17 protein-coding genes are annotated in these 23188 nt (G+C 34.4%); 6 read left to right on the plus strand and 11 right to left on the minus strand.

The features are described from left to right. Nucleotides 1–4277: 4277 nt before the first annotated feature. Both BLV71_RS18570 and BLV71_RS08100 read right to left on the minus strand, forming a co-directional pair. On the minus strand, nt 4278–4451 hold the full coding sequence (locus BLV71_RS18570) for a hypothetical protein (RefSeq protein WP_176974376.1): 174 nt from the start codon (nt 4449–4451) through the stop codon (nt 4278–4280). A gap of 393 nt (nt 4452–4844) precedes the next feature. Beyond that, the gene (locus BLV71_RS08100) at nt 4845–5327 is read right to left on the minus strand and encodes a hypothetical protein (protein WP_093870059.1); all 483 of its coding nucleotides are present in this window, start codon (nt 5325–5327) and stop codon (nt 4845–4847) included. Nucleotides 5328–5739: 412 nt separating this feature from the next. Between BLV71_RS08100 and BLV71_RS08105 the strand changes: the two genes are divergently transcribed. The 4 genes from BLV71_RS08105 (at nt 5740) to BLV71_RS08120 (ending at nt 13451) form a co-directional block, all read left to right on the plus strand. After that, nucleotides 5740–9612 carry a T9SS type B sorting domain-containing protein gene (locus BLV71_RS08105; RefSeq protein ID WP_093870060.1) on the plus strand — a complete coding sequence of 1291 codons (3873 nt, stop codon included), beginning with the start codon at nt 5740–5742 and terminating at the stop codon, nt 9610–9612. A gap of 217 nt (nt 9613–9829) precedes the next feature. Then, nucleotides 9830–10753 (plus strand): PorP/SprF family type IX secretion system membrane protein, encoded by a 924-nt coding sequence (locus BLV71_RS08110; protein WP_093870061.1) that lies wholly within the window; start codon nt 9830–9832, stop codon nt 10751–10753. Between the two features lie 19 nt (nt 10754–10772). Further along, the gene (locus tag BLV71_RS08115; protein ID WP_093870062.1) at nt 10773–12722 is read left to right on the plus strand and encodes an OmpA family protein; all 1950 of its coding nucleotides are present in this window, start codon (nt 10773–10775) and stop codon (nt 12720–12722) included. A gap of 123 nt (nt 12723–12845) precedes the next feature. Further along, nucleotides 12846–13451, plus strand: a complete 606-nt coding sequence (locus tag BLV71_RS08120; protein ID WP_093870063.1) for a DUF4230 domain-containing protein — start codon at nt 12846–12848, stop codon at nt 13449–13451. Here BLV71_RS08120 and BLV71_RS08125 read toward each other — a convergent pair. The 9 genes from BLV71_RS08125 to pdxA form a co-directional block, all read right to left on the minus strand. Beyond that, the gene (locus BLV71_RS08125; protein WP_093870064.1) at nt 13448–13861 is read right to left on the minus strand and encodes a DUF6691 family protein; all 414 of its coding nucleotides are present in this window, start codon (nt 13859–13861) and stop codon (nt 13448–13450) included. The genes BLV71_RS08120 and BLV71_RS08125 overlap by 4 nt on opposite strands. Before the next feature lies 1 nt (nt 13862). Continuing rightward, nucleotides 13863–14423: a YeeE/YedE family protein gene (locus BLV71_RS08130; protein WP_093870065.1), complete on the minus strand. Its 561-nt coding sequence runs from the start codon at nt 14421–14423 to the stop codon at nt 13863–13865. A gap of 53 nt (nt 14424–14476) precedes the next feature. Then, nucleotides 14477–15718, minus strand: a complete 1242-nt coding sequence (locus tag BLV71_RS08135; RefSeq protein WP_093870066.1) for a 3-deoxy-D-manno-octulosonic acid transferase — start codon at nt 15716–15718, stop codon at nt 14477–14479. A 70-nt stretch (nt 15719–15788) separates the two neighbouring features. Further along, nucleotides 15789–17126 carry an acetyl-CoA carboxylase biotin carboxylase subunit gene (gene accC / locus BLV71_RS08140; RefSeq protein WP_093870067.1) on the minus strand — a complete coding sequence of 446 codons (1338 nt, stop codon included), beginning with the start codon at nt 17124–17126 and terminating at the stop codon, nt 15789–15791. A 76-nt stretch (nt 17127–17202) separates the two neighbouring features. Beyond that, a complete protein-coding gene (gene accB, locus BLV71_RS08145; protein WP_093870068.1) occupies nt 17203–17688 on the minus strand; it encodes an acetyl-CoA carboxylase biotin carboxyl carrier protein in 486 nt (161 codons plus the stop codon). 24 nt (nt 17689–17712) lie between these two features. Beyond that, complete coding sequence (locus BLV71_RS08150; protein WP_093870069.1) at nt 17713–18708, minus strand: beta-ketoacyl-ACP synthase III; 996 nt, start codon at nt 18706–18708, stop codon at nt 17713–17715. A 152-nt stretch (nt 18709–18860) separates the two neighbouring features. Then, a complete protein-coding gene (rpmF, locus tag BLV71_RS08155; RefSeq protein ID WP_028892219.1) occupies nt 18861–19055 on the minus strand; it encodes a 50S ribosomal protein L32 in 195 nt (64 codons plus the stop codon). A gap of 8 nt (nt 19056–19063) precedes the next feature. Beyond that, complete coding sequence (locus BLV71_RS08160; protein ID WP_093870070.1) at nt 19064–19600, minus strand: YceD family protein; 537 nt, start codon at nt 19598–19600, stop codon at nt 19064–19066. A 73-nt stretch (nt 19601–19673) separates the two neighbouring features. After that, nucleotides 19674–20708 (minus strand): 4-hydroxythreonine-4-phosphate dehydrogenase PdxA, encoded by a 1035-nt coding sequence (pdxA, locus tag BLV71_RS08165; RefSeq protein ID WP_093870071.1) that lies wholly within the window; start codon nt 20706–20708, stop codon nt 19674–19676. Nucleotides 20709–20766: 58 nt separating this feature from the next. Here pdxA and BLV71_RS08170 point away from each other — a divergent pair, with 58 nt between their 5' ends. Together BLV71_RS08170 and BLV71_RS08175 are read left to right on the plus strand one after the other, a co-directional pair. Then, nucleotides 20767–21357: a riboflavin synthase gene (locus BLV71_RS08170; RefSeq protein ID WP_093870072.1), complete on the plus strand. Its 591-nt coding sequence runs from the start codon at nt 20767–20769 to the stop codon at nt 21355–21357. Between the two features lie 231 nt (nt 21358–21588). Beyond that, nucleotides 21589–23121, plus strand: a complete 1533-nt coding sequence (locus BLV71_RS08175; protein ID WP_093870073.1) for a patatin-like phospholipase family protein — start codon at nt 21589–21591, stop codon at nt 23119–23121. Nucleotides 23122–23188: the final 67 nt, after the last annotated feature.

Genomic DNA, 23188 nt, shown 5'->3' on the forward strand with positions numbered 1-23188 from the left:
GTGCAGCGGTAGTCACGGTAACAAATTATGTAGCAAGCGGTGTAACCTATACCTCTAGTCCAGCAGGATTAACCGTAGGAGCAGGAGGAGTTGTAAGCGGAGGAGTAGATGGAACTTCTTATACGATTACTGCTACTAGTACTAGCGCAGGAAGTTGTCCAAGTACGGCCTCTTCAAGCTTTACTAATGATACCGATAGTCAATTAACAGTACCGAGTACGCCAGTAGTAAGTGTAACAGCAGCAAGCTGTTCAAGTGCAGCGGTAGTCACGGTAACAAATTATGTAGCAAGTGGTGTAACCTATACCTCTAGTCCAGCAGGCTTAACCGTAGGAGTAGGAGGAGTTGTAAGCGGAGGAGTAGATGGAACTTCTTATACGATTACAGCTACTAGTACAAGCGCAGGAAGTTGTCCAAGTACAGCCTCTTCAAGCTTTACTAATGATACCGATAGTCAATTAACAGTACCGAGTACGCCAGTAGTAAGTGTAACAGCAGCCAGCTGTTCAAGTGCAGCGGTAGTAACGGTAACAAATTATGTAGCAAGCGGTGTAACCTATACCTCTAGTCCAGCAGGATTAACCGTAGGAGCAGGAGGAGTTGTAAGCGGCGGAGTAGATGGAACTTCTTATACCATTACAGCTACTAGTACCAGCGCAGGAAGTTGTCCAAGTACGGCCTCTTCAAGCTTTACTAATGATACCGATAGTCAATTAACAGTACCGAGTACGCCAGTAGTAAGTGTAACAGCAGCAAGCTGTTCAAGTGCAGCGGTAGTCACGGTAACAAATTATGTAGCAAGCGGTGTAACCTATACCTCTAGTCCAGCAGGTTAACCGTAGGAGCAGGAGGAGTTGTAAGCGGAGGAGTAGATGGAACTTCTTATACCATTACAGCTACTAGTACCAGCGCAGGAAGTTGTCCAAGTACAGCCTCTTCAAGCTTTACTAATGATACCGATAGTCAATTAACAGTACCGAGTACGCCAGTAGTAAGTGTAACAGCAGCAAGCTGTTCAAGTGCAGCGGTAGTCACGGTAACAAATTATGTAGCAAGCGGGGTAACCTATACCTCTAGTCCAGCAGGCTTAACCGTAGGAGCAGGAGGAGTTGTAAGCGGCGGAGTAGATGGAACTTCTTATACGATTACTGCTACTAGTACTAGCGCAGGAAGTTGTCCAAGTACAGCCTCTTCAAGCTTTACTAATGATACCGATAGTCAATTAACAGTACCGAGTACGCCAGTAGTAAGTGTAACAGCAGCAAGCTGTTCAAGTGCAGCGGTAGTAACGGTAACAAATTATGTAGCAAGCGGTGTAACCTATACCTCTAGTCCAGCAGGTTTAACCGTAGGAGCAGGAGGAGTTGTAAGCGGAGGAGTAGATGGAACTTCTTATACGATTACTGCTACTAGTACCAGCGCAGGAAGTTGTCCAAGTACAGCCTCTTCAAGCTTTACTAATGATACCGATAGTCAATTAACAGTACCGAGTACGCCAGTAGTAAGTGTAACAGCAGCAAGCTGTTCAAGTGCAGCGGTAGTAACGGTAACAAATTATGTAGCAAGTGGTGTAACCTATACCTCTAGTCCAGCAGGTTTAACCGTAGGAGCAGGAGGAGTTGTAAGCGGAGGAGTAGATGGAACTTCTTATACGATTACAGCTACTAGTACCAGCGCAGGAAGTTGTCCAAGTACAGCCTCTTCAAGCTTTACTAATGATACCGATAGTCAATTAACAGTACCGAGTACGCCAGTAGTAAGTGTAACAGCAGCAAGCTGTTCAAGTGCAGCGGTAGTAACGGTAACAAATTATGTAGCAAGTGGTGTTACGTATACCTCTAGTCCAGCAGGCTTAACCGTAGGAGCAGGAGGAGTTGTAAGCGGAGGAGTAGATGGAACTTCTTATACGATTACTGCTACTAGTACCAGCGCAGGAAGTTGTCCAAGTACAGCCTCTTCAAGCTTTACTAATGATACCGATAGTCAATTAACAGTACCGAGTACGCCAGTAGTAAGTGTAACAGCAGCAAGCTGTTCAAGTGCAGCGGTAGTACGGTAACAAATTATGTAGCAAGCGGTGTAACCTATACCTCTAGTCCAGCAGGTTTAACCGTAGGAGCAGGAGGAGTTGTAAGCGGAGGAGTAGATGGAACTTCTTATACGATTACTGCTACTAGTACCAGCGCAGGAAGTTGTCCAAGTACGGCCTCTTCAAGCTTTACTAATGATACCGATAGTCAATTAACAGTACCGAGTACGCCAGTAGTAAGTGTAACAGCAGCAAGCTGTTCAAGTGCAGCGGTAGTCACGGTAACAAATTATGTAGCAAGCGGTGTAACGTATACCTCTAGTCCAGCAGGCTTAACCGTAGGAGCAGGAGGAGTTGTAAGCGGAGGAGTAGATGGAACTTCTTATACGATTACAGCTACTAGTACTAGCGCAGGAAGTTGTCCAAGTACGGCCTCTTCAAGCTTTACTAATGATACCGATAGTCAATTAACAGTACCGAGTACGCCAGTAGTAAGTGTAACAGCAGCAAGCTGTTCAAGTGCAGCGGTAGTAACGGTAACAAATTATGTAGCAAGTGGTGTAACCTATACCTCTAGTCCAGCAGGATTAACCGTAGGAGCAGGTGGAGTTGTAAGCGGAGGAGTAGATGGAACTTCTTATACCATTACTGCTACTAGTACCAGCGCAGGAAGTTGTCCAAGTACGGCCTCTTCAAGCTTTACTAATGATACCGATAGTCAATTAACAGTACCGAGTACACCAGCAGTAAGTGTAACAGCAGCCAGCTGTTCAAGTGCAGCGGTAGTAACGGTTACAAATTATGTAGCAAGTGGTGTAACCTATACCTCTAGTCCAGCAGGCTTAACCGTAGGAGCAGGAGGAGTTGTAAGCGGAGGAGTAGATGGAACTTCTTATACCATTACAGCTACTAGTACAAGCGCAGGAAGTTGTCCAAGTACAGCCTCTTCAAGCTTTACTAATGATACCGATAGTCAATTAACAGTACCGAGTACGCCAGTAGTAAGTGTAACAGCAGCCAGCTGTTCAAGTGCAGCGGTAGTCACGGTTACAAATTATGTAGCAAGCGGTGTAACCTATACCTCTAGTCCAGCAGGATTAACCGTTGGAGCAGGAGGAGTTGTAAGCGGAGGAGTAGATGGAACTTCTTATACCATTACAGCTACTAGTACCAGCGCAGGAAGTTGTCCAAGTACGGCCTCTTCAAGCTTTACTAATGATACCGATAGTCAATTAACAGTACCGAGTACGCCAGTAGTAAGTGTAACAGCAGCCAGCTGTTCAAGTGCAGCGGTAGTCACGGTAACAAATTATGTAGCAAGCGGTGTTACCTATACCTCTAGTCCAGTAGGTTTAACCGTAGGAGCAGGAGGAGTTGTAAGCGGAGGAGTAGATGGAACTTCTTATACCATTACAGCTACTAGTACCAGCGCAGGAAGTTGTCCAAGTACGGCCTCTTCAAGCTTTACTAATGATACCGATAGTCAATTAACAGTACCGAGTACGCCAGTAGTAAGTGTAACAGCAGCAAGCTGTTCAAGTGCAGCGGTAGTAACGGTAACAAATTATGTAGCAAGTGGTGTTACGTATACCTCTAGTCCAGCAGGTTTAACCGTAGGAGCAGGAGGAGTTGTAAGCGGAGGAGTAGATGGAACTTCTTATACGATTACTGCTACTAGTACCAGCGCAGGAAGTTGTCCAAGTACAGCCTCTTCAAGCTTTACTAATGATACCGATAGTCAATTAACAGTACCGAGTACGCCAGTAGTAAGTGTAACAGCAGCAAGCTGTTCAAGTGCAGCGGTAGTAACGGTAACAAATTATGTAGCAAGTGGTGTTACGTATACCTCTAGTCCAGCAGGCTTAACCGTAGGAGCAGGTGGAGTTGTAAGCGGAGGAGTAGATGGAACTTCTTATACGATTACAGCTACTAGTACCAGCGCAGGAAGTTGTCCAAGTACAGCCTCTTCAAGCTTTACGAATGATACCGATAGTCAATTAACAGTACCGAGTACGCCAGTAGTAAGTGTAACAGCAGCAAGCTGTTCAAGTGCAGCGGTAGTAACGGTAACAAATTATGTAGCAAGTGGTGTTACGTATACCTCTAGTCCAGCAGGCTTAACCGTAGGAGCAGGTGGAGTTGTAAGCGGAGGAGTAGATGGAACTTCTTATACGATTACAGCTACTAGTACCAGCGCAGGAAGTTGTCCAAGTACAGCCTCTTCAAGTTTTACTAATGATACCGATAGTCAGTTAGTAAGTACTTCGGCTCTGTGCCTAGACACCGATGGTGATGGAATTCTTGATAGTTTAGATGTAGATGATGATAATGATGGAATCCCAGATACAGCAGAAGGAACCGGAGATACAGATGGAGATGGAATACCAGATAGTTTAGATTTAGATAGTGATAATGATGGCATATTAGATGTAGATGAAGGCGGAAATGGCGATTTAGATACTAATGGCGATGGAGTTATCGATTCAAATGATACAGGCTATGTAGATGCAGATAATGATGGTCAGGCTGATAATTCAGTAGATACTGATGAAGAACCAGATACCGATGGCGATGGCGTACCAGATTATCAAGATTTAGATAGCGATAATGATGGAATCAATGATGTTATTGAGAATGGAAATGGTGATTTAGACACGAACAATGATGGTGTTATCGATTCAAATGATACTGGAGGCTCAGATAGTGATGGTGATGGTATTTCAGATAGTGTAGATTCAGACTCAAGTAATTTCGGAGAAGGAAATGGAGGAGAGGGAGATACAGTTGATACCGATGGTGATGGCGTACCAGATTATCAAGATTTAGATAGTGATGATGATGGAATAAACGATATCACTGAAGGCGGAAATGATGATGAAGATGGAAATGGAGTAGTAGATGGACCAGATAGTGACGGAGATGGAATTTCAGATGAAGTAGATGAAGATGATTCAGGATTTGGAGATTCAGGAAATACAGATGTAAATGATACAGATCCAACCGATCCAAATAGTGGAGGAACAGGAGTTGTAACAGATAGTGGAACAGATTCAGACGGTGATGGAATTTCAGATAGTGTTGATGGCGATGATACTAATTTTGGAGATGCAACTGATACCGATGGCGATGGAATACCAGATAATATAGATGTAGATGATGATAATGATGGGATTCCAGATACAGCGGAAGGAGCAGGCGATACAGATGGAGATGGAATACCAGATAGTTTAGATTTAGATAGTGATAATGATGGGATATTAGATGTAGATGAGGGAGGAAATGGTGATTTAGATACCAATGGCGATGGAGTTATCGATTCAAATGATACAGGCTATGTAGATGCAGATAATGATGGTCAGGCTGATAATTCAGTAGATACTGATGAAGAACCAGATACCGATGGCGATGGCGTACCAGATTATCAAGATTTAGATAGTGACAATGACGGAATTAATGATGTTATAGAGAATGGAAATGGTGATTTAGACACGAACAATGATGGAGTTATCGATTCAAATGATACTGGAGGCTCAGATAGTGATGGCGATGGTATATCAGATAGTGTAGATTCAGATTCAAGTAATTTCGGAGAAGGAAATGGAGGAGAAGGAGATACAGTTGATACCGATGGCGATGGCGTACCAGATTATCAAGATTTAGATAGTGATGATGATGGAATTAATGATATTACTGAAGGTGGAAATGATGATATGGATGGAAATGGGGTAGTAGATGGCCCAGACACCGATGGTGATGGTATTTCAGATGAAGTAGATGAAGATGATTCAGGATTTGGAGATTCAGGAAATACAGATGTAAACGATACAGATCCAACTGATCCAGATAGTGGAGGAACAGGAGTTGTAACAGATAGTGGAACAGATTCAGACGGTGATGGAATTTCAGATAGTGTTGATGGCGATGATACTAATTTTGGAGATGCAACTGATACCGATGGCGATGGAATTCCAGATCATCTAGATGTAGATGATGATAATGATGGGATTCCAGATACAGCAGAAGGAACAGGAGATACAGATGGCGATGGAATACCAGATAGTTTAGATTTAGATAGTGATAATGATGGGATATTAGATGTAGATGAAGGCGGAAATGGTGATTTAGATACCAATGACGATGGAGTTATCGATTCAAATGATACAGGATATGTAGATGCAGACAATGATGGGCAAGCAGATGATTCAGTAGATACTGATGAAGAACCAGATACCGATGGTGATGGCGTACCAGATTATCAAGATTTAGATAGTGATAATGATGGAATCAATGATGTTATTGAGAATGGAAATGGTGATTTAGACACGAACAATGATGGTGTTATCGATTCAAATGATACTGGAGGATCAGATAGTGATGGTGATGGTATTTCAGATAGTGTAGATTCAGACTCAAGTAATTTCGGAGAAGGAAATGGAGGAGAAGGAGATACAGTTGATACAGATGGTGATGGAGTTCCAGATTATCAAGATTTAGATAGTGATGATGATGGAATAAACGATATCACTGAAGGCGGAAATGATGATGAAGATGGAAATGGAGTAGTAGATGGACCAGATAGTGACGGAGATGGAATTTCAGATGAAGTAGATGAAGATGATTCAGGATTTGGAGATTCAGGAAATACAGATGTAAACGATACAGATCCAACAGATCCAAATAGTGGAGGAACAGGAGTTGTAACAGATAGTGGAACAGATAGTGATGGCGATGGTATATCAGATAGTGTTGATGGCGATGATACTAATTTTGGAGATGTAACTGATACCGATGGCGATGGAATACCAGATCATTTAGATGTAGATGATGATAATGATGGAATACCAGATACAGCAGAAGGAACTGGTGATACCGATGGCGATGGAATACCAGATAGCTTAGATTTAGATAGTGATAATGATGGAATATTAGATGTAGATGAAGGCGGAAATGGCGATTTAGATACTAATGGCGATGGAGTTATCGATTCAAATGATACAGGCTATGTAGATGCAGATAATGATGGGCAAGCAGATGATTCAGTAGACACAGATGAAGAACCAGATACCGATGGCGATGGCGTACCGGATTATCAAGATTTAGATAGTGATAATGACGGAATTAATGATGTTATTGAGAATGGAAATGGTGATTTAGACACGAACAATGATGGTGTTATCGATTCAAATGATACTGGAGGATCAGATAGTGATGGCGATGGAATTTCAGATAGTGTAGATTCAGACTCAAGTAATTTCGGAGAAGGAAATGGAGGAGAAGGAGATACAGTTGATACAGATGGAGATGGAGTTCCAGATTACCAAGATTTAGATAGTGATGATGATGGAATTAATGATATTACTGAAGGTGGAAATGATGATATGGATGGAAATGGAGTAGTAGATGGCCCAGATAGTGATGGTGATGGTATTTCAGATGAAGTAGATGAAGATGATTCAGAATTTGGAGATTCAGGAAATACAGATGTAAATGATACAGATCCAACAGATCCAAATAGTGGAGGAACAGGAGTTGTAACAGATAGTGGAACAGATTCAGATGGAGATGGTATATCAGATAGTGTTGATGGCGATGATACTAATTTTGGAGATGCAACTGATACCGATGGCGATGGAATTCCAGATCATTTAGATGTAGATGATGATAATGATGGGATTCCAGATACAGCAGAAGGAACAGGAGATACAGATGGCGATGGAATACCAGATAGTTTAGATTTAGATAGTGATAATGATGGGATATTAGATGTAGATGAAGGCGGAAATGGTGATTTAGATACCAATGGGGATGGAGTTATCGATTCAAATGATACAGGATATGTAGATGCAGACAATGATGGTCAGGCAGATGATTCAGTAGATACTGATGAAGAACCAGATACAGATGGTGATGGCGTGCCAGATTATCAAGATTTAGATAGTGATAATGACGGGATCAATGATGTTATAGAGAATGGAAATGGTGATTTAGACACGAACAATGATGGAGTTATCGATTCAAATGATACTGGAGGATCAGATAGTGATGGCGATGGTATTTCAGATAGTGTAGATTCAGATTCAAGTAATTTCGGAGAAGGAGCTGGAGAAGAAGGAGATACAGTTGATACCGATGGAGATGGCGTACCAGATTACCAAGATTTAGATAGTGATGATGATGGAATAAACGATATCACTGAAGGCGGAAATGATGATGAAGATGGAAATGGAGTAGTAGATGGACCAGATAGTGACGGAGATGGAATTTCAGATGAAGTAGATGAAGATGATTCAGGATTTGGAGATTCAGGAAATACAGATGTAAACGATACAGATCCAACAGATCCAGATAGTGGGGGAACAGGAGTTGTAACAGATAGTGGAACAGATAGTGATGGCGATGGTATATCAGATAGTGTTGATGGCGATGATACTAATTTTGGAGATGCAACTGATACCGATGGTGATGGAATACCAGATCATTTAGATGTAGATGATGATAATGATGGAATTCCAGATACAGCAGAAGGAACAGGAGATACAGATGGCGATGGAATACCAGATAGTTTAGATTTAGATAGTGATAATGATGGGATATTAGATGTAGATGAAGGCGGAAATGGTGATTTAGATACCAATGGCGATGGAGTTATCGATTCAAATGATACAGGATATGTAGATACAGATAATGATGGGCAAGCAGATGATTCAGTTGATACTGATGAAGAACCAGATACCGATGGAGATGGCGTACCAGATTATCAAGATTTAGATAGTGATAATGATGGAATCAATGATGTTATTGAGAATGGAAATGGTGATTTAGACACGAACAATGATGGTGTTATCGATTCAAATGATACTGGAGGATCAGATAGTGATGGTGATGGTATTTCAGATAGTGTAGATTCAGACTCAAGTAATTTTGGAGAAGGAAATGGAGGAGAAGGAGATACAGTTGATACCGATGGAGATGGCGTACCAGATTATCAAGATTTAGATAGTGATGATGATGGAATAAACGATATCACTGAAGGCGGAAATGATGATGAAGATGGAAATGGAGTAGTAGATGGACCAGATAGTGACGGAGATGGAATTTCAGATGAAGTAGATGAAGATGATTCAGGATTTGGAGATTCAGGAAATACAGATGTAAACGATACAGATCCAACCGATCCAGATAGTGGGGGAACAGGAGTTTTACCAGATAGTGGAACAGATTCAGACGGTGATGGAATTTCAGATAGTGCAGATTTAAACGATACTGCCTTTGGTGATGCAGTTGGTGTTGATGATTGTGTTACGGTTTATAATGAATTTACACCTAATGATGATGGTAGTAATGATACATTAATTATTAACTGTATTGAAAATTATCCAAACAATACATTAGAGATATTTAATAGGTGGGGTAATTTAGTGTATAGTAAGCAGCAATATAATAACACCTGGGATGGTACTTCTAATGGAAGAGTAAATATTCAAGTAGAAGATAAGTTGCCTTCTGGTACGTATTTCTATGTTCTTGACTTAGGAAATGGAAATAAGGTTAAAAAAGGATGGATTTATATTAATAGAGATTAACACTAGTAAATATTCTAAATAGGTTAAATCATTTAGCCTATTTAGAATTCAATTTTATTTAACGACAGAATTGAACCATTCAACGAAAGATATACGAAAACGAACGTTTGATCGATGGTAAAAAATAAATAAGAAGGTAAATTGGTGTAAATACTTGAATTGAAATCAAGAATTATATTTTAATAAATCGTTAATAAATCTAAAGAAATTAGTAAGGATGAATAATATATTAAAAGTAATCAGCATACTAATATTAATACTAAGTTCATGTATAGTATATGGACAGCAAGATCCTCAGTATACACAATATATGTTTAATACAATGAGTGTTAATCCGGCATATGTAGGTTCAAAAGGACATACAATGATCAATGTTTTGGCAAGAACACAATGGGTTGGAATTGATGGAGCGCCAGATACTCAAACATTAAGTTATGATACTCCGTTAGGATATTCAGGAGTTGGATTAGGAATAAATTTGGTAAATGATGCAATTGGTCCATCTAATGAAACGTATATAGATGCAAATGTTTCTTATACAGTTCGAACAAGTGAAGATGGAAATTTAGCTTTTGGATTAAAATTAGGAGGGCGTTTTTTTAATGTAGACTGGAGTAAAGGAGTTTTTCGAGATGGAAATGATAGATCATTAAATCAGAATATAAGTAAGTTTTTACCAACAATAGGAGCAGGAGTTTATTATTACAAGTCAAATTGGTATTTAGGTTTTGCAGTTCCAAACATTTTGAGAACAGATCATTATGATGATGTGTCAAGTGGAGGAGTTGTGGCAACAGAAAGAATGCATTATTTTTTAATAGGAGGTTATGTGTTTGATTTAAGCGAAACAATAAAGTTTAAGCCGGCGGTATTAAGTAAAATAGTAAGTGGAGCACCATTATCATTAGATGTATCAGCAAACTTTTTATTTAATGATAAATTTAGAGTTGGAGCAGCATGGAGATGGGATGATTCAATTAGTGCAATGTTAGGGTTTCAAATTAATGAATCATTACAAATAGGTTATGCTTACGATTTAACGACATCTAATTATAGCAATTATAATTCAGGAACTCATGAAGTAATGCTTCGATATGAGATATTTAAAGAACAAAAGATGAAATCACCAAGATTTTTCTAAACAATTAAAATCGAAGGATATGAAAAAAATAATATTTTTATACGTATTGTTATTCGTTACTGTTTTCAGTTTCGGGCAACGAAAATATGCAGCTGATAGGTATTTTAAAGAATACGCTTATAAAAAATCAGCTGAATTATACAAAACTATTTACGACAAAGGTGATGAAACATATTTGGTTATAAGTAGGTTGGCAGACTCCTATTATTTTAATGTTGATTTTGATAAAGCAGAAAAATGGTATGCCGAGTTAATGAATAAGTTTGAAGTCATAGCTTCTCCAAAGCATGTGTTTAGATATGCTCAAACATTAAAAAGTAATGGTAAAATAAATGAATCTGATAAATGGCTGTTGAAATTAAAAGAAGTAAAAGGAAATGATAGTAGAGCCATTGCATTAGAGAAAAATAAAGATTATTTTGTTGAATATACAAACAAAGAAAAAACATTTATAAATATTCACAATGTATCTTCTAACTCTAAATATTCCGATTTTGGAGGATTTATTTATGACAATACTTTATATTTTGCATCAACTAGGCCTGACGAAGAAAATAAGAAGATTTATCAATGGAATAATCAACCTTATTTAAATATTTATACTTCAAAATTAAAAAGATTAGAAGAAGATAAGGCTTTAGATGTGGAATTATCTGAGAAGATAACAGCTTTAAGTACAAAATACCATGAATCTAATGCTGTTATAAGTAAAAATGGTAAAACCATGTACTTTACTAGAGATAATTATGATGGAGATAAGTTAAAATCTGATAAACAAAGAACTACTCATCTAAAAATTTATAAAGCTGAAAAAATTTATGAAACTTGGGGGAATGTAAAAGAATTACCATTTAATAGCGATGAATATTCTACAGGACACCCAGCTTTAAGTGCAGATGAAAAAACGCTATATTTTGTATCTGACATGCCAAATGGATATGGAGGTACAGATATTTATAAAGTAGCTATAGAGGCTGATGGTAGTTATGGGAAACCAGAAAACTTAGGTGAAACAATTAATACTGAAGGAAGAGAAATGTTTCCATTTGCAGGAAAAGACAATCGTTTATACTTTGCTTCTAATGGTCATTTAGGTTTAGGTGCATTAGATATATTTGAATCTAAAATAGAGAATAATACATATTCAGATCCAGTTAATTTAGGCGCTCCAGTTAATGGACCTCGTGATGATTTTGCCTTTGTTATTAATGACCAAAGAACTGCTGGTTTTTTTTCTTCTAATAGAGAAGATGGAAGAGGAGATGATGATATCTATAGTTTTACAATTTATAAATGTAAAGAAGATATTAACGGTATTGTGTCTGATTCTAGAACTGGAGATCCAATAGATAAGGTAACAGTACGATTAATAAATGAAAAAGGCGAACCAGTTTCTAAGCAAATAACAAATTTAGATGGAAGTTATTCTTTTGATAAAATAGATTGTGAAAAAAACTTTATAGTGGTAGCTTCAAAAGATGATTACAAAGTAACTGAAAAAGAAACAGCAACATTAGATGTAAATAAGAAAGTATTAAAAACTGATTTACAATTAGAATCTTTGATAGTAGAAGACCAAATAGTTATTAATCCTATTTATTTTAACTTTAATTTATTCAATATTAGAGAAGATGCTGAGTATGAATTAGAAAAAATAGTTACTGTTATGAAGAATCATCCTGATATGATTATTAAAATAGAATCGCATACTGATAGTAGAGGAACTAAAGAATACAATAGAATTCTTTCAGACAATAGAGCTAAATCTACAAGAGATTATATAATTTCTAGAGGTATTTCTTCAAATAGAATAGAGAGTGCTATTGGATATGGAGAAGATCAGTTATTGAATGATTGTAATGATAAGAATCAAAAGAAATGTTCAGAAGAAGAGCATCAACAAAATAGGAGGTCATATTTTTATATTTTAAGTGATACAAAAAATGTAAAAGCAATAGTTAATAAATAGGTTTCCAATAAATGTTTTTTTATTTAAGTAGTTTATAAAATGACAAAAATATGAATAGGTGTTTTTTGTAGAATTAATTCGGATAGTTTTTAGTACATTGTAACTAGATTTTATACTAGAATTATGGTGCGTTTTATAAAGTATATAGCAATTTTTTTACTAGGTTTTTTAATAGCTAAACTTTGGTATGACAGAAAAGAAGTTAAACATGAAAAAGAAGAAATAGAAGTGTTTCTTAATGGAGTACAAAACTTAAGTAAATTAGTTGTTACTGAAGGAAGTTTTTCAGAAATGTATAGTTTTTCTGAGACTAAGAAATATTTCTACGATTACATTTCTTTTCAAAAAAAAGCAATATTATCTGTCAATGCTAAAGTTGAAGTCGGCTATGATTTGTCAAAATTAGATATTCAAATAGATACTATAGGAAAACAAATTATAATTAATAAGATTCCTAAAGAAGAAGTTACTATTTCACCAGATATTAAATATTTTGATTTACAACAGAGTAAGTTTAATACTTTTTCTAAATCAGAATTGAATAAATTGAGCGATAGAGCCATTGAAAAGATAAAAACAACCATAACTGTATCAGAGTTACAAAAAGAAGCTAAAAACCGATTATTTGAAGAGCTGTCTAAAATTTATCAGCTTTCAAAAATATATCAATGGGAAGTAGTAAATAAAACTGACTCGGAGTTCTTAAAAAAGAATAGAATTAAATATTAATGAGGTAGTTTTTTACTCAGTATACCATAAATAAAAGTTCCAAAAACGGCTCCTACTAGTACAATAAGAATAGGAAGTATACCATGTCCTATTAAAACAAATATAGGACCTGGACAAGCACCTGCTAAAGCCCAGCCTAAACCGAATATTATACCACCAATTAAGGATTTTGTAAGTCCTTTTTTCTTTTCTTTTATAAAAACTTTTTTTCCTAAATAATTAGTAATGATACCTGTTTTGAATAAATACATGAAAATCATAGAAAAAGCAACAGCAGTACCAATAATACCATACATATGAAATGATTGAAACTTGAACATTTCATAAATTCGGTACCAAGAAATAGCTTCAGATTTTGTTAAAATAATTCCAAATAAAATTCCTGTGAATAAAAACTTTAAATATTTCATATTAATTAAATATTAGAGGAAATACTAACCAAACCATAAATAGCCCGCCAATAAAAAAGCCTATAACAGCAATTAAAGACGGTAATTGAAAGCTACTTAAACCAGTAATTGCATGTCCAGAAGTACAACCATCAGCATATCTTGTTCCAAATCCAATTAAAACACCAGCAAAAAAAAGTATTAAAAAACCTTTTAAAGTTAATAAACTTTCAATGCTAAAAATTTCAGAAGGAACAAAAGTAGTTCCAATATCGTTAAAACCTAATTCATTTAAGTCTTTGATTGTTTCTAAACTGATATCTATTGAAGTATCTTTTGATAAATATTCTACGGTAACATAACCACCAATTATCAATCCTATTAAAAAAATTAGAGACCAAGTTTTATCTTTCCAGTTGGTATTAAAATAGTCAGAAATTTTTCCAGCACCAGCTATTGTACACATCGTTTCTAAGTTACTAGAAATGCCAAAGTTTTTTCCGAAATAGAATAATAAAAATAAAACAATCGATATCAAAAATCCTGACACATACCAAGGCCAAGGCTGTAAAATAAATTCCATTATAATTTTTACTTTAAAATTAAGTCTTAAAGCTCATTTAAACCTAACAACAATTAATGTAAAGTATTGTTTATATAATCAATAATTAATTTGGTGGCACCAATATTATTTTCAATATATTCTTTGTTAATAACTCCCATTTTAGTTCTTAAAGTATTATTTGATTTTAAAGTTGTAAATGTAGTGTAAAAATCATTTTTATTATGAATACCAATAGCACCTTTTAAAGAAAGTAAATCTACAGCTTCTTGAAATTTTTTATATTTTTTATTTCCGAAAACCAAAGGAATACCAAAAACAGCTGGTTCTAAGGTATTATGAAGGTTAGTTTTTAATCCACCACCAATATAAGCTACGTCAGCATACGAATATATCTTGGTTAGTATACCAATTGTATCAATAATGAATACTTGATATTCTGATAAGTTTTTTTCTTCCTTTTCAGAAAACAAAACAGTCTTTTTATTTATTGATTTTTTTAAAGCTATTATGTCTTGTGAGTTTATGTTATGTGGAGCAATAATGAATTTTTCATCTTTTGAAGAACCATTATTTATATAGTTTACAATACATTCTTCATCCTCAGCCCATGAACTACCAGCAACTATTGTATAATTGTTGTTTTTAAATTCTGAAATGAAGTTTAAAGTATTGTTTTGTTTTAATATATCATATACTCTATCAAAACGAGTATCTCCACAAACTGTAGTGTTTTTTAAATTTATAGAATTTAAAAGTTTTTTTGAAGTTTCGTTTTGAACAAAAAAATAATTAAAGGCATTTAATTTTTTTCGCATAAAACCGCCATACCATTTAAAAAATGATTGTTTTTCTCTAAAAATACCAGAAACTAAAACAGTATGTATATTTAGTTTTTGTAGTTCAGATAATAAATTTGGCCAAAATTCATATTTAATTATTACAGCGAGTTCTGGGTGAACTGTTTCTATAAAATTTTGCATATTTCTTTTTGTGTCAAAAGGTAAATAGCAAACAACATCAGCATGTTTATATTCTTTTTTTATTTCATAACCAGAAGGAGAAAAAAAAGTAAGAACTATTTTATAATTTGGATATAAAAGCTTGAAGTTTTCAATGATGGGTCTTCCTTGCTCAAATTCACCTAACGAAGCCGCATGGAACCATACAACTTTATCATCTTTAGAAATAGTATTTAATTTAGAAAAAGAATCTTTTCTTCCTTCAATAAATAAGTTTATTTTTTTATTGAATAAGGCTATGATTTTTAATAAAAAATAGACAAAATGTAAAATCAAATTATATACTAAATTCATAATGCGAAGTTAGGGAATAAAAAAAATCAGTGAAATATTCACTGATTTTTATTTATTGTACTATAATAGTTTATTTCATTTCGAAATCCTCCATAAATTTTGTGGTATAGTTACCAGCAACATAATCTGGATGATCCATTAATTGTCTATGAAAAGGAATCGTAGTTTTTACACCTTCAATAACGTATTCATCTAATGCACGTTTCATTTTATTAATAGCTTCTTCTCTTGTTTGAGCAGTAACAATTAATTTTGAAATCATAGAATCATAATTAGGTGGTATCATATAACCTGCATATACGTGTGTATCTATACGTACACCATGTCCTCCTGGAGCATGATAAGAAGTTATTTTTCCTGGAGCTGGTCTAAATCCATTGTATGGATCTTCAGCATTAATTCTACATTCTATAGAGTGTAATTGAGGTGTGTAGTTTTTACCTGAAATTGGCACACCAGCAGCAACTAATATCTGTTCACGTATTAAATCATAATCAACTACTTCTTCAGTAATTGGGTGTTCTACTTGAATACGAGTATTCATTTCCATGAAGTAGAAGTTACGATGCTTGTCAACTAAAAATTCAACAGTACCAGCACCTTCATATTTAATAAATTCTGCTGCTTTTACTGCTGCTTTACCCATTTCATCACGTAACTCATCAGTCATGAATGGAGAAGGAGTTTCTTCTGTTAATTTTTGATGACGACGTTGAACTGAACAATCTCTTTCAGATAAATGACATGCCTTTCCAAAGGCATCTCCAACTACTTGAATTTCTATATGACGAGGCTCTTCAATTAACTTCTCCATATACATATCATCATTTCCAAAAGCAGCTTTTGATTCTTGTCTAGCAGAATCCCAAGCATCTTTTAAATCTTCAGCTTTCCAAACAGCACGCATACCTTTTCCTCCACCTCCTGCTGAAGCTTTAAGCATTACAGGATATACAGTTTCTTCAGCTACTTTTAAACATTCTTCAAAAGTATTAATAACACCGTCACTACCAGGAACACAAGGTACACCAGCAGCTTTCATTGTAGCTTTGGCGTTCGCTTTATCTCCCATTCTATCAATCATCTCTGGTGAAGCTCCGATAAATTTAATATCGTGTTCATCACATAATTTTGAAAATTTAGCGTTTTCAGCTAAAAAACCATACCCAGGATGAATTGCATCTGCATTAGTAATTTCAGCAGCAGCAATAATATGTGACATTTTTAAGTAAGATTCACTACTAGGAGCAGGTCCAATACACACTGCTTCATCAGCAAATCGTACATGTAAACTTTCTGCATCTGCTTTAGAGTAAACAGCTACAGTTTTTATTCCCATCTCCTTACAGGTTCTTATTACACGTAGTGCAATTTCACCTCTATTGGCAATTAATATTTTTTTAAACATAATTAGATAATTTAAGGGTTAAAATTTAAAATAAGTATACTTGTTCAAGTATTACGAACTAAATAATAACTATTAATTATGATGGGTCAACTAAGAAAAGAGGTTGGTCAAACTCTACAGGAGTAGAATCATCAACTAAAACTTTAACTACTTTACCTGATATCTCAGATTCTATTTCGTTAAATAATTTCATTGCTTCAATAATACATACAGTATCACCAACTTTAACTTCAGTTCCTACTTCAGCAAAGTTAGGCTTGTCTGGTGAAGGTTTTCTATAAAATGTACCAATAATTGGTGACTTTATAGTTATATATTTCGAGTCGTCTTCAGTAGTAGTATCGTTAGTTGAAGCTACAGGAGCAGTTGGTTGAGCAACTGGTACCGGTTGTTGTGCTATCAATTGAGGAGCAGCAGCAACAGGCGCCTGAATAATTGTAGTTTCAGGAGTTTCACTTCCGGTTTTAATGGTGATTTTAATATCTTCCATTTCTAACTTTACTTCGCTTGCACCAGATTTAGCTACAAACTTTATAAGACTTTGAATTTCTTTAATATCCATTTTCCTAAATTTAAGTTGTTTGGTTTATGAGTTATATGCCCATTTTAAATAGATAGCTCCCCAAGTGAAGCCACCACCAAATGCGGCAAAAATTAAGTTATCTCCTTTTTTCAAAACTTTTTCATAGTCAGCAAGTAACAAAGGGAGAGTGGCAGAAGTAGTGTTTCCATATTTATGAATATTCATCATAACTTTATCTTCTTCTAATCCAACTCTATTAGCTGTTGCTTCAATAATTCTTTTATTCGCTTGATGCGGAACTAACCATTGAATTTCTTCTTTAGTTAAATTATTTCTCGTTAACATTTTTTCAGCTACATCTGCCATGTTTGAAACAGCGAATTTGAAAACTGTACGTCCTTCTTGATGTACAAAATGTCTATTATTTTTAATTGTTTCTTCTGAAGAAGGTAAAATAGAACCTCCAGCGTCAATTTTTAAAAACTCTCTTCCTACTCCATCACTACGTAAGTACTCATCTTGTAAACCTAAATTTTCAGTATTAGGTTCAAAAAGTGCAGCACCTGCACCATCACCAAAAATAATACAAGTAGCTCTATCTGTGTAATCTATTATAGAAGACATTTTATCAGCACCAATTAAAAGCACTTTCTTGTAACGACCACTTTCAATGTAACTAGATGCAGTTGACATTCCATAAAGAAAGCTAGAACAAGCTGCTTGTAAATCGTAAGAAAAAGCATTTACAGCTCCAATTTTTGAAGCAGTGTAGGCTGCAGTTGATGCAACTGGCATATCTGGAGTAGCTGTAGCTACTATTACCATATCAATGTCAGAAGCTAAAACACCAGATTTCTCTAGTAAATCTTCAGCAGCTTTAATTGCCATGTAAGATGTTCCAGCACCTTCTACTTTTAAAATTCTTCTTTCTTTGATTCCAGTTCTACTAGTAATCCACTCATCATTGGTGTCTACCATAGTTTCAAGCTCTTTATTCGTAAGAGCATATTCTGGAACATATTTTCCTACTGCTGTTATAGCTGCAGATATTTTAGTCATAGTTGTTTGTTTTGTTGTAAAACGAGATTTCAAAGAAATGAAAATTATTTCACTTCTTTAAAGAAAAAAAAGCAAAAACTTATATTTCTGACTTAAAAATACGAAAAAACCCTCGAAAGGAGGGTTTTTTCAGCTTTTTTGAAAACCAGTTTTTAAGCTTCTGCAGTAGCAGATTCTAATACTACTTGACCTCTGTAGTATAATTTTCCTTCATGCCAGTGTGCTCTATGGTATAAATGAGCTTCTCCAGTTGTAGGATCAACAGCTATTTGAGGTACTGAAGCTTTATAATGAGTTCTTCTTTTGTCTCTTCTAGTTTTAGATATTTTTCTCTTTGGATGTGCCATTTTATGTCTTATTTATCTGTTAGTAAATCCTTTAATTTATCCCATCTAGGGTCTGTTGTTTTTTCTTCAACAGTTTTATCTTCGTCTATTCTTAATTCTTCTAATTTCTCTAAAGCTTCAGATTCCATAGTTCCATCCAATACTTTAGGATGTACTCTTTTATTAGGTACTGATAAAATTATGAGTTCATATATATATTGTGAAATGTTAATTTGATAAGCTTCGTTAGGAAGAATCAAAATTTCATCATTGTCATCATTATATTCATGTCCAAATTTTACAATTAAATGTAAAGTACCATCAATTTCTTGATTAAATAACTCACCTGTCATGTCACAAGGAACATTAACACTACCATTTATCGTAAAATTAAGTTCCATTAAGTTACTTTTTTTTACGAAATCTACAGTCGTATTTACGGCGCAATCATTAAAATCATCAAACTGATAAGCTTCAAAGAACGTTTTATCAATATGATATTCAAATAAATGACTCCCTTCCTTTAAACCTATAAAAGGTATGTTGAATTGTTTTAAGTCTTTCATCTACAACATCAATTTGAGCGTGCAAAGATATAAAAAATGTTTTTATATTTATATTTTGGAAATAAATTTTTCACTATTTTGTTTTTAAGGCTCCTTTTATAAGGTTTTGATACTCAATTCTGTTCTTATAAATATGAAGAGAAGTAAATAAAGCTTCTTTAAAAGATGCTGGGTTTGCTTTGTTTTTACCTGCAATATCAAATCCCGTTCCGTGATCAGGTGATGTTCTTACTTTGTTTAGTCCAGCAGTAAAATTAACGCCATTACCAAAAGATAGAGCTTTGAAAGGAGCTAGTCCTTGATCGTGATACATTGCTAATACACCATCAAATTTTTGATGAGTTTTTGATCCGAAAAAACCATCTGCTGCATACGGGCCATAAACTAATTTACCAGTTTCTTGAATTTCTTTTATTGTAGGCCTTATAATTTCATCATCTTCTTTACCAATAACTCCTTTATCTCCACAATGAGGATTTAAACCAAGTACAGCTATTTTTGGTTTGTTTATATTAAAGTCTTCTTTTAAAGAGGTGTGCATAATTTCAACTTTACTCTTTATTAATTCCGGGCTTATGGTTTCTGCTACTTGAGAAATAGGAATATGACCAGTAATTAATCCAATGCGTAACTCATCAGTCATTAAAATCATTAAACTTTCTCCTTCTAAATTATCTTCAAGATATTCAGTATGTCCAGGGAAGTCAAATTCTTCTGATTGAATATTCTCTTTGTTTATAGGAGCAGTTATTAAAAGATCAATTTTATTTTCTTTTAAAGCACTTACGGCAGATTGTAATGACTTCAAAGCGTAATTACCACCAGCTTCCGTTATTTTTCCTATTTCTATTTTAACATCTTCTTTCCAAATATTAACTAAATTGACCTTTCCATGAACTATTTTATCAATAGAAGTAATACCATGAATACTGTTGTTTAATTTTAATACTTTTTTATGATAAGAGATCAACTTGTTTGAACCAAACAGAACAGGAGTACAAAACTCTAACATGCGTTTGTCTTCAAAAGTTTTTAAAATAATTTCAATACCGATACCATTTATGTCTCCAATTGAAATACCAACAATAATTTTGTTTGATTTATCCATAGTTTACTTCTGTAATGTCGTATTTTTGATGGTAACAAAAGTAATTAAAATTTAGAGAATGTTTACGGGAATAATTGAAACTCTTGGTATTGTAACAAAACTAGAAAAAGAAAAGGGTAATCTTCATTTAACAGTTAAAAGTAGTATTACAAATGAATTAAAAATAGATCAAAGCGTTGCTCACAATGGTGTTTGTTTAACTGTGGTTGATATAGTTGCTGATGAGTACAAGGTTACAGCAATTAAAGAGTCATTAGATAAAACTAATTTAAGCGAGTTAGTGATAGGAAATGAAGTAAACCTTGAAAGAGGAATGAAGTTAGGAGCTAGGTTAGATGGTCATATAGTACAAGGACATGTTGATAAAACGGGAGTTTGTGAAAATGTAAAAGACGATGATGGAAGTACTATTTTTACTTTTTCTTATGATTTTGACGGTAATGTAACTATTGAAAAAGGATCAATTACGGTTAATGGAGTTAGTTTAACTGTTGTGAATTCTAAGAAAAATGAATTCAGTGTAGCTATTATACCTTATACGCTAGAGCATACCACATTTAAAAACTTTGTAAAAGGTACTAAAGTGAATTTAGAGTTTGATGTTATTGGTAAATACGTTACTAGATTACAAGGCTTAAATAATTATTAGTTTTTTATTCGGTTCTTTAAAGTAAAGATATTAGCTTTAATTATAGGTAGTTGAACTTTATATGGTAACGTGTTAATTTTTTTGATACCTAAAAATACTGAAAAGACAGTATTTAGTTTTTTTTAAAAAGTAAAAAAAGAGTAGTTTTAAAACCTGAAGAAAGAAGGAAAAGGTTAAATAATTGCTGTTGTTTTTCCTAAATGTATTTGGATAAATTAATCAAATTATTTTATGGAACTTTTTAAATCGATTGCTTTATGTTTTTCTGGAGGTGGCTATAGGGCTGCTTGTTTTTCTTTAGGAACTCTTTCTCTTCTTGAAAAAGTTGGCTTGTTAGAAAATGTTAAAGCAATATCTACAGTATCTGGAGGTACTATTACTGGTGTAAAATATGTGCAATCTCAAATTGAAGGAAAAGATTTTGATGCTTTTTTAGATGATTATTATAATTGGCTTGATAAAGATGAGTTAGCAAGTAATGCTATAAGTCATTTACGAGGGCCTTTGGTGTGGAACAAACCAGAAAATAAGCATAAAAGGAAAAACCCTATTAATGCTTTTTCAATTGAATACAATAACTTTACGAATAACACTACATTAGGACAGATTCAAAATTTAATTAATGAGGGTGGTTCAAAGACTCATTTAGAAAGAGTGATTTTTAATGCCACAGATTTTGATAGTACTCACCAATTTAGATTTCAAAATATAAAAGGAAATCAAAAAAGGTTTGGAAATGGTAAAGCTCATAGTAAATACAAGCATATTATAGATGATATTAAGTTAGGTGATGTTATAGCAGCATCTACAGCTTTTCCTGGAGGTTTTGAACCTATTGGCTTTCCATATGATTTTACATCAAAATATAATGATCTAAATGAAATAGGGTTAATGGATGGTGGTATTGTTGACAATCAAGGTACTTCTGTTTTTGTTTCTGAAGCTCAAAGTAACAGTGATGAGAGTTATGATTTGTATTTTGTTAGTGATGTTGCTTCACCTTATCCAGGAAAAGGTTTTGAATTTGCGTCAAAAAGTAAGTTTAGTAAATATGCATCGTTACTATCTAGTGCATTTACATTATTAATTGTGCTAATGGCAACCGTTTTTTTCTTCATAAAAAAATGGTTAGTATGGTATACTATAAGTGTAATATTTTTTGCGTTTTTAACGTTTATACACTTTTTGTTTTTCTCGCTTTCTAAATTAATGCAAAATCAAACAGGAATAGATCAGCAATTATATTTGCCACCGAGAAGAGTTGGTTTTTATATTATTAACAGAGCAAAATCACTAATGCGAATGGCTGGTGTTATTTTTCTTAAAAATGACAGGCGACAGCATGCAACAGCTATATACAGTACTTTTCCTAATAAAGTAATTTCATCTACTGTATATGAATTAAGATGTAAAGATTCTTCAGGAAATCAAACAGATAAGCCTGAAAGGGTTAGGAATTGGGATAAAATAGTTAAGTATACTGGTGCTATAAGTAATGAAGTTATAAGAAACTCCATAAAAAGTGCTTCATTTGGTACCACGTTATGGTTTACTAAAAAAGAGAAAAAAAATAAGATGTTAGAAAGCTTAATAGCGAGCGGAGAATATACAGCATGTTATAATTTATTGGCACATATTATTATACAATATGGTAGTAGGTCAACTTCAATCCCCCTTTTTAATGAGTTAATGGTGCTTTGGAAAGAATTTCAGATAAATCCTACTTTTTTAATAGAAGAAAGAAAGGCTAGATTTAATAAATAAGAGAGGTATGATTACTTTTAAAAAACAAAAAAGCTTCACAAAAAGTGAAGCTTTAATGGTGGTCCCA

The sequence above is a fragment of the Tenacibaculum sp. MAR_2010_89 genome (genome assembly GCF_900105985.1).
Classification (GTDB): Bacteria; Bacteroidota; Bacteroidia; order Flavobacteriales; family Flavobacteriaceae; genus Polaribacter; species Polaribacter halocynthiae.

Bases quoted from the DNA above. Each gene is read 5' to 3' on its own strand.
- BLV71_RS18570 (WP_176974376.1), bottom strand. From the start codon at position 4,451: ATGCCATCATTATCACTATCTAAATCTAAACTATCTGGTATTCCATCT.
- BLV71_RS08105 (WP_093870060.1), top strand. From the start codon at position 5,740: ATGGATGGAAATGGGGTAGTAGATGGCCCAGACACCGATGGTGATGGT.
- BLV71_RS08110 (WP_093870061.1), top strand. From the start codon at position 9,830: ATGAATAATATATTAAAAGTAATCAGCATACTAATATTAATACTAAGT.
- BLV71_RS08115 (WP_093870062.1), top strand. From the start codon at position 10,773: ATGAAAAAAATAATATTTTTATACGTATTGTTATTCGTTACTGTTTTC.
- BLV71_RS08120 (WP_093870063.1), top strand. From the start codon at position 12,846: ATGGTGCGTTTTATAAAGTATATAGCAATTTTTTTACTAGGTTTTTTA.
- BLV71_RS08125 (WP_093870064.1), bottom strand. From the start codon at position 13,861: ATGAAATATTTAAAGTTTTTATTCACAGGAATTTTATTTGGAATTATT.
- BLV71_RS08130 (WP_093870065.1), bottom strand. From the start codon at position 14,423: ATGGAATTTATTTTACAGCCTTGGCCTTGGTATGTGTCAGGATTTTTG.
- BLV71_RS08135 (WP_093870066.1), bottom strand. From the start codon at position 15,718: ATGAATTTAGTATATAATTTGATTTTACATTTTGTCTATTTTTTATTA.
- accC (WP_093870067.1), bottom strand. From the start codon at position 17,126: ATGTTTAAAAAAATATTAATTGCCAATAGAGGTGAAATTGCACTACGT.
- accB (WP_093870068.1), bottom strand. From the start codon at position 17,688: ATGGATATTAAAGAAATTCAAAGTCTTATAAAGTTTGTAGCTAAATCT.
- BLV71_RS08150 (WP_093870069.1), bottom strand. From the start codon at position 18,708: ATGACTAAAATATCTGCAGCTATAACAGCAGTAGGAAAATATGTTCCA.
- rpmF (WP_028892219.1), bottom strand. From the start codon at position 19,055: ATGGCACATCCAAAGAGAAAAATATCTAAAACTAGAAGAGACAAAAGA.
- BLV71_RS08160 (WP_093870070.1), bottom strand. From the start codon at position 19,600: ATGAAAGACTTAAAACAATTCAACATACCTTTTATAGGTTTAAAGGAA.
- pdxA (WP_093870071.1), bottom strand. From the start codon at position 20,708: ATGGATAAATCAAACAAAATTATTGTTGGTATTTCAATTGGAGACATA.
- BLV71_RS08170 (WP_093870072.1), top strand. From the start codon at position 20,767: ATGTTTACGGGAATAATTGAAACTCTTGGTATTGTAACAAAACTAGAA.
- BLV71_RS08175 (WP_093870073.1), top strand. From the start codon at position 21,589: ATGGAACTTTTTAAATCGATTGCTTTATGTTTTTCTGGAGGTGGCTAT.